At 70.9% G+C, this 13,724-nt stretch carries 11 protein-coding genes; 2 read left to right on the top strand and 9 right to left on the bottom strand.

Annotated elements, in window-relative coordinates; all coding sequences use genetic code 11:
• Positions 1–232: 232 nt before the first annotated feature.
• Genes OG900_28740 through OG900_28730 form a run of 3 tightly spaced genes read right to left on the bottom strand, consistent with a single transcriptional unit; the run spans position 233 to position 4,734 of the window.
• On the bottom strand, positions 233–1,054 hold the full coding sequence (locus OG900_28740; protein WUH93709.1) for an HAD family hydrolase: 822 nt from the start codon (positions 1,052–1,054) through the stop codon (positions 233–235).
• Complete coding sequence (locus tag OG900_28735; protein WUH93708.1) at positions 1,051–3,540, bottom strand: phosphoribosyltransferase; 2,490 nt, start codon at positions 3,538–3,540, stop codon at positions 1,051–1,053. Before OG900_28735 ends, OG900_28740 begins: the two co-directional genes overlap by 4 nt.
• Positions 3,541–3,561: 21 nt before the next feature.
• Entirely contained in the window at positions 3,562–4,734 is a 1,173-nt protein-coding gene (locus OG900_28730) for an HpcH/HpaI aldolase/citrate lyase family protein (GenBank protein WUH93707.1), read from the bottom strand.
• 252 nt (positions 4,735–4,986) lie between these two features.
• On the opposite strand from OG900_28730, the gene OG900_28725 reads away from it, so the two are divergent.
• Positions 4,987–5,901, top strand: a complete 915-nt coding sequence (locus OG900_28725) for a TerD family protein (protein WUH93706.1) — start codon at positions 4,987–4,989, stop codon at positions 5,899–5,901.
• Between the two features lie 54 nt (positions 5,902–5,955).
• Here OG900_28725 and OG900_28720 read toward each other — a convergent pair whose 3' ends face one another.
• The 6 genes from OG900_28720 to OG900_28695 form a co-directional block, all read right to left on the bottom strand.
• The gene (locus OG900_28720; protein WUH93705.1) at positions 5,956–6,690 is read right to left on the bottom strand and encodes a Tellurium resistance; all 735 of its coding nucleotides are present in this window, start codon (positions 6,688–6,690) and stop codon (positions 5,956–5,958) included.
• A gap of 78 nt (positions 6,691–6,768) precedes the next feature.
• Positions 6,769–7,938: a DUF475 domain-containing protein gene (locus OG900_28715; GenBank protein WUH93704.1), complete on the bottom strand. Its 1,170-nt coding sequence runs from the start codon at positions 7,936–7,938 to the stop codon at positions 6,769–6,771.
• Between the two features lie 60 nt (positions 7,939–7,998).
• Positions 7,999–8,574 (bottom strand): TerD family protein, encoded by a 576-nt coding sequence (locus OG900_28710; protein ID WUH93703.1) that lies wholly within the window; start codon positions 8,572–8,574, stop codon positions 7,999–8,001.
• A gap of 30 nt (positions 8,575–8,604) precedes the next feature.
• Positions 8,605–9,180: a TerD family protein gene (locus tag OG900_28705; protein ID WUH93702.1), complete on the bottom strand. Its 576-nt coding sequence runs from the start codon at positions 9,178–9,180 to the stop codon at positions 8,605–8,607.
• 70 nt (positions 9,181–9,250) lie between these two features.
• Positions 9,251–9,727 (bottom strand): peroxiredoxin, encoded by a 477-nt coding sequence (locus OG900_28700; protein WUH93701.1) that lies wholly within the window; start codon positions 9,725–9,727, stop codon positions 9,251–9,253.
• 208 nt (positions 9,728–9,935) lie between these two features.
• A complete protein-coding gene (locus OG900_28695; protein WUH93700.1) occupies positions 9,936–10,376 on the bottom strand; it encodes a DUF3052 domain-containing protein in 441 nt (146 codons plus the stop codon).
• Between the two features lie 417 nt (positions 10,377–10,793).
• Between OG900_28695 and aceE the strand changes: the two genes are divergently transcribed.
• Positions 10,794–13,541 (top strand): pyruvate dehydrogenase (acetyl-transferring), homodimeric type, encoded by a 2,748-nt coding sequence (aceE, locus tag OG900_28690; GenBank protein WUH93699.1) that lies wholly within the window; start codon positions 10,794–10,796, stop codon positions 13,539–13,541.
• The last annotated feature ends 183 nt before the right edge of the window (positions 13,542–13,724 follow it).

The raw sequence follows: 13,724 nt of genomic DNA, 5'->3' as shown, positions 1-13,724 counted from the left end.
ACCTGACGGCGGAGGACGCGAACCCAAAGGGGCGCGGGACCTGCGCGACCAGCCACGACGGACCGCAACTGTGAACGCCATCGCAAGTGGCACCCGCCCAGGGGCGCGTGGGGGCACCCCCAGGCTCTGGGGGAGAACGGAGCGCACAGCCCCCACGCGGCCGCGGGCAGGCAGCGCGCCGCAAGGGGCAGGACCCCCAGGGCCGTGGGGGCGTGAGCGCAGCGCGAAGGGCTTACGCGGCAGCCGTGGCCAGGAACCGACGGAGGATCTGTTCGCCGGCGGCCACGCCGGATGTGGTGAGGGCCACGACGTGGGGCGCCGTCCAGCCCGTGTCGGCGAGTTCGCCGTGGCCCGGCGTCCAGCCGGCGTCCGCCGCCGCGAGGAGATCCGCGTCGAGGAGGGAGTCACCCGCGGCCAGGACGCGGTCCGCGCCGGTGCGGCGGACGACCTCGGCGAGGGCGGCGCTCTTGGACAGGGGCTTGGGGACGGCGTAGACCTTGCGGCCCTGGAGGGAGACGGTCCAGCCCAGGGGGTCGGCCCAGGCGGCGAGTTCCTTGACCCAGCCGCCGGGGAGGCGGTCGCGGTCGACGACGAGGTAGGCGAAGAGCTCCTCGGCGACGCGCTCCTTGCGGAGCCATTCGGGGTCCGCGGTGGCGGCGAGGTGCGCCCGCACCTCGGCCAGGGGAGCCGAGCCGTCGGCAAGCCGACGGCGCATCTCGGCGTTCCAGTCGTGGTCGGTGCGGCCGCTGACCAGCAGGTGCCCTCCGTTCGCGCAGATCGCGTAACTCGGCTGGGGTCCGGGCAGGCTGACGCGGCGGTACTGCTTGCGCGTACGGGTCGTGGCGGGCACGAAGCGTACGGTGTCGGCGAGTTCGACCAGCAGCCGACCCGCTGCCTCGGTCATGTAGGACAGCGGCCTGGCCTCGTGGACCTCGACGGTCAGCAGCCGGGGCGCCTCCTCGTCGGGCATGGCCAGGGCGAGTGCGGCGGCGGAGTAGATGAGGGTGCGGTCGAGGTCGCTGGCGACGATCGTCCGGCTGTAGATGCGGCTCACAGGCCCGACACCGCCTTGCCGTCGGTGCCGGTGGCGCCGCGGGTGTAGCGGGGGTGGATGAGGCCGACGCACGAGTAGGGCAGTCCGTCGGTCTCCTCGACGGGCACCCCGCGCTGCTCGGCGAGCAGCCGCACGTGGTCGAGGTCGGAGCCGGCGCCGCGCTGGGCGAGGATCTTCCAGGGGACGCGGCGCAGCAGCACCCGGGTGGTCTCGCCGACGCCTGGCTTGACGAGGTTGATGTCGCCGATGCCGTATTCCTCGCTGATCCGCTCGACGGCGGCCCAGCCGGCCCAGGTGGGCGAACGGTCCTGGGAGCGGAGCGACTTGACGTCCTCGGCGACGCCGTCGCCGACCGCGTCGAAGGCGGCGGTGACGGTGTCGAGGAAGAGCGCGGAGACGTCCGCGCCTGCCAGGTCGCGGTAGAACTTGGCGCCGTGGAATTCGCCGGGTCCGATGAGGTCGGCGCGCAGCACGGTGCGCGACACGAGCCCGGAGACCGTGGAGTTGAGGCACGCGGAGGGGATCAGGAAGTCGTCGCGGGTGCCGTAGGTGGACACGCAGCCGCCGGGGTCGGCGAGGACCGCGATCTCCGGGCGGAAGCCGGGGAAGTCGGCCATGGCGTCGGCCAGTTCGCGGGTGATGGCGCCCTTGCCCGTCCAGCCGTCGACGAAGACGGCGTCGGCCGGGTCGTGGTGGGCGGCCAGCCAGCTCAGCGCGGTCGGGTCGATGCCGCGGCCGCGGACGATGGAGACGGCGTAGTGCGGCAGGTCGAGGCCGTGGGCGTGCTTGGCCCAGCGGCGCATCAGGACGCCGACGGGGGTGCCGGCCCTGGCCAGTGACACCAGGACGGCGTCCGGGCCGCGTTCGGCCAGCACGAGTTCGGTGACGGCGCCGACGGCGCGGGCGATCCGCTCGGCCGAGGTCGCCAGCGCGGCCTTGAACAGCTCCTGGTAGGCGGGGCTGGGCTGGTATTCGACCGGCAGGGATTCCGCGTAGTGGGCGCCGCCGCTCTGTATGGCCTCCTCGCGCTCCTCGGTGGGGGCTTCGAGGGGGACGTCGGAGAGGTCCTTGAGGAGCCAGCCCACCTCGTCCGCCGCATACGATCCGAAGGCGGGTCCGCGCAGCGGCCTGGTGGATGCACTCATGGGGCCAGGGTTTCCGTTCGGTCGGTAGGAGGGCACGACGGCGAGCAGCACCGTGCCGGTGTGCGCGGCGAGCCCGGCGAGCAGCCCGCCGGGCGCGTGCAGGGCGGGGGTGTCCCCCGCGGAGTCGACGACACAGAGCACGGCGTCGAAGCCGCCGCCGGCGATGTTGTAGGCGTACCGCTCGCGCGATCCGCTGTCGGCGGGTTCGTCGTGGGCGGGGAAGACCAGGCGGCTGCGGATGGCGTAGCCGGGGTCGTCGACGGCGAGTACGGGTGAGCGGGTGGTGCTGGAGAAGTACGCCTCGACGCCGCTGTGCGCCTCCAGTGCCTGCGCGAGCCGCAGCGGTACGTACATCAGCTCCTCGTTGCCCAGGACGAGGACCCGGCGGGCGCCGGGGGGCAGGGCGGCGGTGATGCGGGCGCCCATCGCGGGCAGCGCGGCCTCCAAGCGCTCGCGGTGCGCGGGCAGGAAGCCGTGCCTGCCGCCGTCGGGTATCCCGGCGGGCCAGTCGAGGGCGACCCGGACCGGGGGCGCCGCGGGGGCCTGCGGGGCTGGGGGCGCCGCGGGGGCCTGCGGGGCGTCGGCGGGCCGGCAGGAGGCCACCAGGGCCTGCGCGCGGGCCAGCACACCCTCGGGGAGGGTCACCGCGCCCGAGGCCATCGACAGGACGTCGACGCGGGCGCCGATCTCCGCGGCGGCGGCGGCGAGCCTGGCGTGGTCGGCCGGGGAGCGCATGTCGGTGAGGGCGACGACCACGTAGCGCTCGCGCGGGTGGCGGCGGTGCAGGTCGCGGACGGTGTTGAGGACGGTCTGCCCGGTGGAGAACTCGTCGTCGACCAGGACCAGCGGTCCGGCGCCGCCGAGCAGGCGGGGGTCCTCGGGGAGCAGCAGGTGGCCGGTGGCGTGGCTGTGCTCCTCCTCGAAGGCGCCGCCGGAGGCCAGGCCGGGCACCTCGCGCCGGGTGGAGTGCAGGTAGGGCACGGCTCCGACGCCGTCGGCGACCGCGTGGCCGAGCCCGGTGGCGGTCTCGGCGTAGCCGACGACGACGGCCCTGGCGGCCTCCCGCTCGCCCAGCAGGGCGCGGACCCGCAGGCCGAGGTCGTAGGCGTGCCCGTAGACCGTGCCGGGGCGCTGCGGCACGTGTTTGCCGAGCACGTTCGACACGAGCAGGTGGGCGCGCTTGGGATTGCGCCGCAGGGCCAGGCCCAGCAGGTCGCGCAGGCTCTCGCCGTGCGGTCCCTCGCCGTGCAGCGCGATGCCGAGGCGGTCGGCGACCCACTGACCCGTCCAGGGCGGTGTCGTCGTCAGCATGCGGTGGCGGTCTTCTTCCGTGGATTCCATGATTGCTACCAGGATGCCTGGTCAGGTCTGCGGCAGGCCGGCCGCGAGCAGCTCGACGAAGCTGATGCTCTCGCGGGCGACGCCGAAGGCCTCGGCCCTGCGCAGGGTGCGCTCGGCCCAGGCCCGGTGCGGCTTGACCTCGTTCATCTTGTTCGTGTAGGCGGAGCGCAGGACGCCGCCGCCGCTGCGGTCCTGGTGCAGGATGTCGGCCGCGTCGCTGAATTCCTCGTGGGTGACCACGCTCAGCGCGTGCACGACGGGCACGTGGGTGGGGTGGATGCAGGTCTTGCCCTGGAGTCCGTTGGCGCGGTCCAGCTCGATCTCGCGCAGCAGGCCGTCCATGTCGCGCTCCAGCAGCGCCTCGCGCAGGTCCTCGGCCTCGGGGCTGAAGGGGCTGCGGCGCAGCTGCGGCTTGAACATCCGCTCCTGGTGGCGGAAGTACTCCCAGACCGGTCCTGTCACGACGAAGCCGCTGCCGTCGGCGCGGCCGAGGACGTTGACGACGTCGGCGATCACCGCCGCGACGATCTGGACGTCGTAGGCGGTCATGGCGGGGGCGCGGCGCAGCCCGTAGGTGGAGCAGAAATCGGTCACGCCGAGGCGCAGGGCGAGCACCCGGTCGCGGTATTTGTCGACGGTCCTGGAGATGCCGTAGAGCGTCTCGACGCGGCTCTCCAGGTGCAGCAGCTCGGGCGACTCAAGGACCGGCATGGCGAAGAGCCGGCGGCCGCAGGCGGCCTCCGCGGCGCTGAGCGCCTCCAGGAAGGGGACGCCGCTCTCCTCGGTGAATTTGGGCAGGACGAAGCCGGAGAGCAGTTCCACGCTGTCGCCGAGGCGCTCCACGAGGTCGGTGATCTGGGCGGGGGTGCGGACCCGGATGAAGAGCAGCGGGATCTCGCCGGCGGCGCCGGGCTGGTCGGCGAGCTCGCGGAACTGCCGGACGAGGTTGGCCTCGCCCGCGGGCACGTCCCGGTCGTCGATGGAGTCCTCAAGGCACAGGACCATGGACACCACCCCGCGGGCGGCCTGCTTGCGCACGTCGTCGGCGAGGGTGGTGCGGGTGCCGGGGCTGTAGAGAGTGGCCCCGAGGGCGGCGGCGAGCGTGTGAGCCGGCGAGTCGGCTGTGAACTCCTGCGGCTCGCGGTGGAACAGTTCTTCCCTCGTCTCCGCGGCGAGGTGTCCGAAGTGTCGCATTGCGCCCCCTTTCAACATACGGGCCTTGAGGACATCTGGCCGATTATCGTACGGGCGACCATGCGACAGACGTTCCCTTGGCGCGTGAAAAACAAGTAACCGCCACAGGTCCACCATGTGACCTTTCGCGCGCCGGGGGCAAACCCTCCGCTTAGCGGGCCGGCCGCCTGACGTGTCACGTTACGGATGATCTTCCCGCCGACGCGCCCCCGGCGTTGTGGGCCGCACGGTGGGAAGGGCAGGATGACCGGCATGACGCACGTGATGGTGAAGGGCTCGAACGTCCCCCTCGACGCCCCGGGCATCCGGGCGGTGCTGCGCTGGAGCCCCGGCTCCGGCACGCCGGACGTGGACGCCTCCGTGCTGCTGCTCGGCCGCGACGGCCGCGTGCGCTCGGACGACGACTTCGTCTTCTACAACGAGCCGCGGCACCCCTCGGGGCTGGCCCGCCACCTGCCCAAGCAGCGGGTCGCCGAGGGCCTGACCGACACCGTGGAGGTCGACCTGGCCGCACTGGAGGCCGGCGTCGACCGGGTGGTGATCGCCGCCTCCTGCGACGGCGGGTCCTTCCGGCAGGTCCGCGACCTGTGCGTGCTGCTGTACGACACCTCGGGGCCGCGGCACGCCCCGCTGGTCACCTTCGACGTCCGCCCGGACACCGGCGGTGAGACCGCGATGAACTGCGGCGAGCTCTACCGCAAGGACGGCGGCTGGAAATTCCGGGCGGTCGGGCAGGGCTACACGACCGGCCTGGTGGGCCTCGCCACCCAGTTCGGCATCACGGTGGACGACGTGGAGCCGGACGCCGACCGCACCGACCCGCCGCAGGCCGCCGCGCCCTCCCAGCCGCGGCCCGCCCCGGACCAGGCCTCGCAGCCCACCAGGGCCCAGCAGCCCGACCTCGGGCCGACCAGCGCCTACGGATACCCGCTGCAGGCCCCCTCGGGCGGCCACGTGCCCGCCCAGCCCGCCTACGGCTACCCGCAGCCCGTCGCCGCCGCCGTGCCGCCCCCGCCGGCCGCCCCGCCGGTGCACCAGCAGCCGCAGCCGGGATACCCGGCCTACGGCTACCCGCAGCCGGTCGGCGCCGCCGCCGCGGCCGCGGCCAACGGCACCGCGGCCTTCACGCTGCCCCCGCAGGGCCCGCAGTTCCAGCCCGCCCGGTAGGAGGCCCACCCGGCAGAAGGCCCCGCCCGGCAGGAGGCGGGAGGAAGAAGGCGGTCACACCTTCGACTTGTAGCCCCGGCCCCACTGGAGCCCCCAGCCGTACAGCCGGTCTATCTCGGCCTGGAAGCCGTAGATGTACTTGACCTCGCGGCGCACGATCAGCTCGCCCTTGTGGTTCTCGATCAGCACCACCGCGCAGGAGCGGGCCTGCGGCTCCCGCTCGGTCAGCGGGATCTCGATCCGCGGGCCTGAGCCGGGGAAGATCTCCACCTTGGCGTGGGTGCGGTCGAAGGCGGGCGTGCCGTCGTAGATGTACACGAAGACCAGCAGCCGCTTGAACTCGTCGCGCTTGTCGAAGTTGATGTAGAGCGTCTCGCCCGAGGTGCCGCCGAAGCGGTCGTCGCCGCTCATCTGGATGTACGGGGGCGCGTCGAGGTCGCCGAGGAAATTGCCCAGCGGCTGGACGACGCCCTTGGAGCCGTCGGTCAGCTCGTACATGCACGCCAGGTCCAGGTCGACGTTGACCATCGCGGGCCCGGCCGCCTGCACCACCTGCGGCCGGAAGACGTCGAACTGGCGGCGCAGGAAGCCGCGCTGGTCGCTGCTGTGCCAGCCGCCGGTGTCCGACGTGCGCATCGACCACGACAGGTTGACCCGCATGTTGCCGACCGCTGCGCCGTTCTTGGTCAGCGACACCACGGGATGCCTCTTGGTCAGCTCCACCGTGTGCGCGTTCGCCACGTCGAACTGGCCGGCGCCGCTCGGCCGGAAGAAGTCCCACCACGCCATCTGCCGCCACCCCTCCCCTGCCTGCACACACTGCTGCCCCCGCCGGGCGACGGGGGCAGCTGTTAGCCGTGCGACCGGTCACACGCCGGTCGTGACTTCCGTCTTGTCGTCCGACTGGGAGCTTTCCCCGACACGGCGGTTGCGTACCACCGACGACCAGTACGAAGCGGCGATCAGCACCACACCGACCAGGCCGGTGATCACCTCGCTGACGTCGTACTTGATCGTGACCAGCAGGATGACCGCCAGCGCGCCGATCGCGTAGTGCGCGCCGTGCTCCAGGTACACGTAGTCGTCCAGGGTGCCCTTGCGGACCAGGTAGACGGTCAGCGACCTGATGTACATCGCGCCGATGCCGAGGCCGAGCGCGATCTCGAAGATGTCGTTGCTGATGGCGAAGGCGCCGACGACACCGTCGAAGGAGAAGGACGCGTCGATGACTTCCAGGTACAGGAACATGAAGAACGCGGCCTTGCCGGCCAGGCCGGCGACCTGCGCGACGGTGGCGCCGCCGGCCTTGGCCGGCTCCGCGGCGGGCTCGTAGTCCTCGCCGTCCCCCGCGTCGTCGACCTCGTCCTCCTCGTCCTCCAGGCGCTCCTCGAAGAAGCCCGAGACGCCGCCGACCACGAGGTAGGTGATCAGGCCGCCGACACCGGCGAGCAGCACCGTCTCGGCCTTGTCGATCGTGCCGTGGCCGCCGTGCACCGGCACACCGGTGGCGACCGTGGTGGCCACGACGACCAGGGCGATCAGCGCGATCGCCACGGAGAGCATGTCCAGCTTGCCGAGCTTGGCCAGCGGCTTCTCCAGCCAGCCGAGCCAGGTGATCTCGCGCTCCTCGAAGATGAAGTCCAGGAAGATCATCAGCAGGAACATCCCGCCGAAGGCCGCGATGGCCGGGTGGGCTCCGGTGACCAGCGCCTCGTACCGGTCGTGGTCGTTGATCGCGACCTTGACCGCCTCGTAGGGGCTCAGCTTCGCGGTGATCGCCACGATGATGATCGGGAAGACCAGCCTCATGCCGAACACCGCGATGAGCACACCGACGGTGAGGAACATCTTCTGCCAGAAGCGGTTCATCTTCCGCAGGATGCCCGCGTTGATCACGGCATTGTCGAAGGAGAGCGAGATCTCAAGGACGGACAGGATCGCGACGATCGCAAGTCCCTTCCACCCCCAGAGCACGCCCGCCAGGGCCAGGCCGGCGGCAGTGATGCCGAACGACCAGCCGAAAGTTCTGAGGAGCACGAGCTTCCCACCCAATCCTTGTGACCTGTAACCACGAGGGCCCCCGCGCGGTACGCGGCTTTACGAAACGTTGACCCCGAAGTCTAGGGCGATGCCTCGGAGCCCCGACGCGTACCCCTGTCCGACGGCTCTGAACTTCCACTCGCCGCCATAGCGGTACAGCTCGCCGAAGATCATCGCGGTCTCCGTCGAGGCGTCCTCCGTCAGGTCGTAGCGGGCCAGCTCGGCACCGTCCGACTGGTTGAGCACCCGGATGTAGGCGTCGCTGACCTGCCCGAAGGTCTGCACGCGGGCGTCCGCCTCGTAGATCGAGACCGGGAAGACGATCTTGTCGACCTGCGGCGGGACCAGCGTCAGATCCACCAGGACCGTCTCGTCGTCACCACCGCTGCCGCCGGTCAGGTCGTCGCCGGTGTGCTCGACCGAGCCCTCCGGGGACTTGAGGTTGTTGTAGAAGACGAAGAACTCGTCCCCCAGCACCCGGCCGTTGCCGCACAGCAGCGCGCTGGCGTCCAGGTCGAAGTCGGCCCCGGTGGTCGAGCGGGCCCTCCAGCCCAGGCCGATCTGCACCTTGGTGAGATTCGGCGCGGCCTTGGAGAGGGAGACGTTGCCTCCCTTGGCGAGCGTGACGCCCATGGTGGTCCTTTCCCCCTTGGCGGGTGCTGCTCAGACGTTGACGCCGAAGTCCTGCGCGATGCCCCGCAGGCCCGAGGCGTAGCCCTGGCCGATGGCGCGGAATTTCCACTCGCCGCCGTGCCGGTACAGCTCGCCGAAGACCATCGCGGTCTCCGTCGAGGCGTCCTCCGTCAGGTCGTAGCGGGCCAGCTCGCGCTGGTCCGCCGCGTTCAGCACCCGGATGTAGGCGTTGCGCACCTGGCCGAAGCTCTGCTGGCGCGACTCGGCCTCGTAGATCGAGACCGGGAAGACGATCTTCACGACGTCGGCGGGCACCCCGGCGAGGTTGACGTTGATGACCTCGTCGTCGCCCTCGCCCTCACCCGTGAGGTTGTCACCCGTGTGCTCGACCGAGCCGTCCGGGCTGCGCAAATTGTTGAAGAAGACGAAGTGCTGGTCCGACAGGACCTTGCCCGCCTCGTTCGTCAGCAGCGCGCTCGCGTCCAGGTCGAAGTCCGATCCGGTGGTCGTCCGCGCGTCCCAGCCCAGACCGACGACGACCGCCGTAAGGTTGGGGGCCTCCTTGGTCAGCGAGACGTTGCCACCCTTGCTCAGGCTGACTCCCACGAGTCCTCCCCTATTCGTTCGTCGTATACGTATGGCCGCCGGGCCAATGTGCCCGATCAACGAGCCGAGCTTAGTGACCGGTTCCCCCGGACCGCACTGCTTCCAGCGCCTTTACGTACTCATGAAGGTCGCGCGCGTCGGCGAGTTCGTTGACCACGGACCACCGCACGGTGCCGCTCCGGTCGATCACGAAGGTGCCGCGCAGGGCGCATCCCTTGTCCTCGGCGAAGACCCCGTAGGCGCGGGCGGCCGCGCCGTGCGGCCAGAAGTCGGAGAGCAGCGGGATGTCGAGGGACTCCTGGTCCGAGAAGACCCGCTGGGTGTGCATGGAGTCGCAGGACACGGCGAGGACTTGCGCGTCCTCGCGCTCGAAGGCCGCGGACTGCGCCTGCAGCGCCTGCAGCTCGCCGGCGCACACGCCGGTGAAGGAGAAGGGGTAGAACACCAGCACGACGTTCTTCCGGCCGCGGAAGTCCGCGAGGCGGACCGTCCGACCGTGCTGGTCGGGCAGCGCGAAGTCCGGTGCCGGACTCCCGATCTCGGACATGGGAAGTGGTCGCTTTCTCGCCGTGCCCGACTGCGGATCGTGGTGGGCTGGGCGCGCAGTTCCCAGCGCCCCTTATGGCTTGCCCTCTGCGGCAGAAGGCGAGCCCCCTGGGGGCGCGGAGAACTGCGCGCCCAGCCACAGGCAGGTGGTACGCGGCCGACGGCAGCACCCCCGCAACGGGGAGCCGTGAAGCCGCCGACCGCCGAGGTCAGCGCTTGCCGGCGCGGGCCGTCTTGGGGGTCACGAGACGACTGCCGGTCCAGTCCTTTGCAGCGTTGACGCTGCTGGTCTGTGCGAGACCTGCCGTCTGCGCCGCCTCACCGATCTCGCTGGGCTCGACGTGGCCGTCGCGGCCCGTCTTGGGGGTCATCAGCCAGATCGGGGCGCCGGGATCGACGGTCGATGTGGCATCGACCAGCGCGTCGGTGAGGTCGCCGTCGTCCTCGCGGAACCACAGCAGGACGGCGTCGGGCACGTCGTCGTAATCCTCATCGGCGAGCTCCTCGCCCGTGAGCTCCTCGATCCCCTCGCGAAGCTCCTGGTCGCAATCCTCGTCGTACCCGAGCTCCTGGACCACCTGTCCGGGCTCGAAACCAAGCCGGCTCGCCGGGTTGGTCCGCTCCTCCGCGTGGTCCGCGGTCGCGCTCACGCTTTGCCTCCTGTCATGGGGACTGTCGGTTCGTCTCAGTCCAGTGTGTGCCCTCGCGCACGCGGACTTATTGGCGGTAGTCCACACGGGCGCGGCGGATCGCGCAAGTACCCGGCGTACGAGACCGCCGAAACAGTGACGATTCGACCGTGTCGCCGCAACCCGTACCCCCAATGGTGACGCAGCTCACGACGGTTTGCCGGTGTTGCACACGATTGGCACCGCCAGTCGGCCGTACGTCCGAGTGGGCGTAGAGTTCAGGTTTGGCCGCAGGGGCGACCACCGGTCCCGCAGCCGCCGTCCCGCAGGCCCTGCGGTTACCACTGGGTAGAGATGACGTTTCGCGCGGCGCGGTACACGATGGATGCGGCGCGACCCAGTAGAGCACCGAGCACCGACGAGCAGCAAAGGAAAAGCGTGGCTTCCGGATCCGATCGCAACCCGATCATCATTGGCGGCCTTCCCAGCCAGGTCCCGGATTTCGATCCCGAGGAGACGGCGGAATGGCTGGACTCGCTGGACGCGGCCATCGACGAGCGCGGCCGTGAGCGTGCCCGCTACCTGATGCTGCGCCTCATCGAACGCGCGCGCGAGAAGCGCGTGGCGGTGCCCGAGATGCGCAGCACCGACTACGTGAACACCATCGCGACCAAGGACGAGCCGTTCTTCCCCGGAAACGAGGAGATCGAGCGGCGCATCCTGAACGCGACCCGGTGGAATGCCGCGGTGATGGTCTCCCGCGCGCAGCGCCCGGGAATCGGTGTCGGCGGCCACATCGCGACGTTCGCTTCGTCCGCGTCGCTCTACGACGTGGGCTTCAACCACTTCTTCCGCGGCAAGGACGACGGCCGCGGCGGCGACCAGATCTTCTTCCAGGGCCACGCCTCGCCCGGTATCTACGCCCGCGCCTTCCTGCTCGACCGGCTGAGCGAGGCGCAGCTCGACGCCTTCCGGCAGGAGAAGTCCAAGGCGCCCGACGGGCTGTCCAGCTACCCGCACCCGCGGCTGATGCCGGACTTCTGGGAGTTCCCGACCGTGTCCATGGGCCTGGGCCCGCTGGGCGCGATCTACCAGGCCAGGATGAACCGCTACATGGAGGCGCGCGGCATCGCCGACACCTCCGCGTCGCACGTGTGGGCCTTCCTCGGCGACGGCGAGATGGACGAGCCCGAGTCGCTGGGCCAGCTGTCCATCGCCGCCCGCGAGGGCCTGGACAACCTGACCTTCGTGGTCAACTGCAACCTCCAGCGGCTCGACGGCCCGGTGCGCGGCAACGGCAAGATCATCCAGGAGCTGGAGTCGCAGTTCCGCGGCGCCGGCTGGAATGTCATCAAGCTGGTCTGGGACCGCTCCTGGGACCCGCTGCTGGCCCAGGACCGCGACGGCCTGCTGGTCAACAAGATGAACATCACGCCGGACGGGCAGTTCCAGACGTACGCCACCGAGACCGGCGCGTACATCCGCGAGCACTTCTTCGGCGACGACCAGCGGCTGCGCAAGATGGTCGAGGACCTCACCGACGAGCAGATCCTGCACCTCGGGCGCGGCGGCCACGACCACCGCAAGGTCTTCGCGGCCTACACCGCGGCCATGCAGCACAAGGGCCAGCCGACGGTGATCCTCGCCCAGACCATCAAGGGCTGGACGCTGGGACCGAACTTCGAGGGCCGCAACGCGACCCACCAGATGAAGAAGCTCACGGTCGACGACCTCAAGCGCTTCCGCGACCGGCTGCACCTCCCGATCACCGACCGCCAGCTGGACGAGGGCTACCCGCCCTACTACCACCCGGGCCGGGACTCCGAGGAGATCCAGTACATGCACGACCACCGCAAGGCCTGCGGTGGCTACGTGCCGACCCGGATCGTCCGCGCCAAGCCGCTGCCGCTGCCGGACGACAAGGCGTACGCGACGGCGAAGAAGGGCTCGGGCCAGCAGTCCATCGCCACGACGATGGCCTTCGTGCGGGTGCTCAAGGACCTGATGCGGGACAAGGAGATCGGCAAGCGCTTCGTGCTGATCGCCCCCGACGAATACCGCACCTTCGGCATGGACGCGTTCTTCCCGAGCGCGAAGATCTACAACCCGCTGGGCCAGCAGTACGAGTCGGTCGACCGCGAGCTGCTGCTGGCGTACAAGGAGTCGCCGACCGGGCAGATGCTGCACGACGGCATCTCCGAGGCGGGCTGCACGGCGTCGCTCATCGCCGCGGGCTCGGCGTACGCCACCCACGGCGAGCCGCTGATCCCGGTCTACGTCTTCTACTCGATGTTCGGCTTCCAGCGCACCGGCGACCAGTTCTGGCAGATGGCCGACCAGCTGGCCCGCGGCTTCGTACTGGGCGCCACCGCCGGGCGGACCACCCTTACGGGTGAAGGCCTCCAGCACGCCGACGGCCACTCCCAGCTGCTGGCGTCCACCAACCCGGCCTGCGTCGCCTACGACCCGGCCTACGGCTACGAGATCGCGCACATCGTGCAGGACGGCCTGCGCCGGATGTACGGGCCGACGGCCGACGGCAGGCCCGGCGAGGACGTCTTCTACTACCTGACGGTCTACAACGAGCCGATCCAGCACCCGGCCGAGCCCGCGGACGTGGACGTCGAGGGCATCCTCAAGGGCGTCCACCGCTTCAAGACCGGCGAGTCCGGCGCCATCCCGGCGCAGATCATGGCGTCCGGCGTGGCGGTGCCGTGGGCGGTCGAGGCGCAGCGGCTGCTCGCAGCGGAGTGGAACGTACGGGCCGACGTATGGTCCGCGACGTCCTGGAACGAGCTGCGGCGCGACGCGGTGGCCGTCGAGGAGCACAACCTGCTGCACCCCGAGGAGGAGCAGCAGGTCCCGTACGTGACCCGGAAGCTCTCCGGGGCGCAGGGGCCGTTCGTGGCGGTCTCCGACTGGATGCGCGCGGTGCCCGACCAGATCGCCCGCTGGGTGCCCGGCCGCTACACCTCGCTGGGCGCCGACGGTTTCGGCTTCGCCGACACGCGCGGGGCCGCACGCCGTTTCTTCCACATCGACGCCCAGTCGATCGTGCTCGCGGTGCTCACCGAGCTGGCCCGCGACGGGAAGATCGACCGGTCGGTGCTCAAGCAGGCCGTCGACCGGTATCAGCTGCTCGACGTGGCCGCGGCCCACCCGGGCGCGGCCGGCGGCGACGCCTGACACACCGCTCGCGGAGCCCCGGACCGGCAGCACGCCGGCCGGGGCTCCGGTGTTTTCCGGCCACTCCCCTTGCCCGGGAGGGCCCACCCGAAACCCGGTCCCGGACTTCCGCGTCCGGAGGGCGCCCATGATCTTCTACGCTGGGCCGACCCGCCCGGACCCTCGCGCGGGCGTCTTCCGGAA

It is taken from the genome of Streptomyces sp. NBC_00433 (assembly GCA_036015235.1).
Classification (GTDB): domain Bacteria; phylum Actinomycetota; class Actinomycetes; order Streptomycetales; family Streptomycetaceae; genus Actinacidiphila.
The sequence above is the reverse complement of the archived record's forward strand: the minus strand, read 5'-3'. Positions and strand labels throughout refer to the sequence as shown.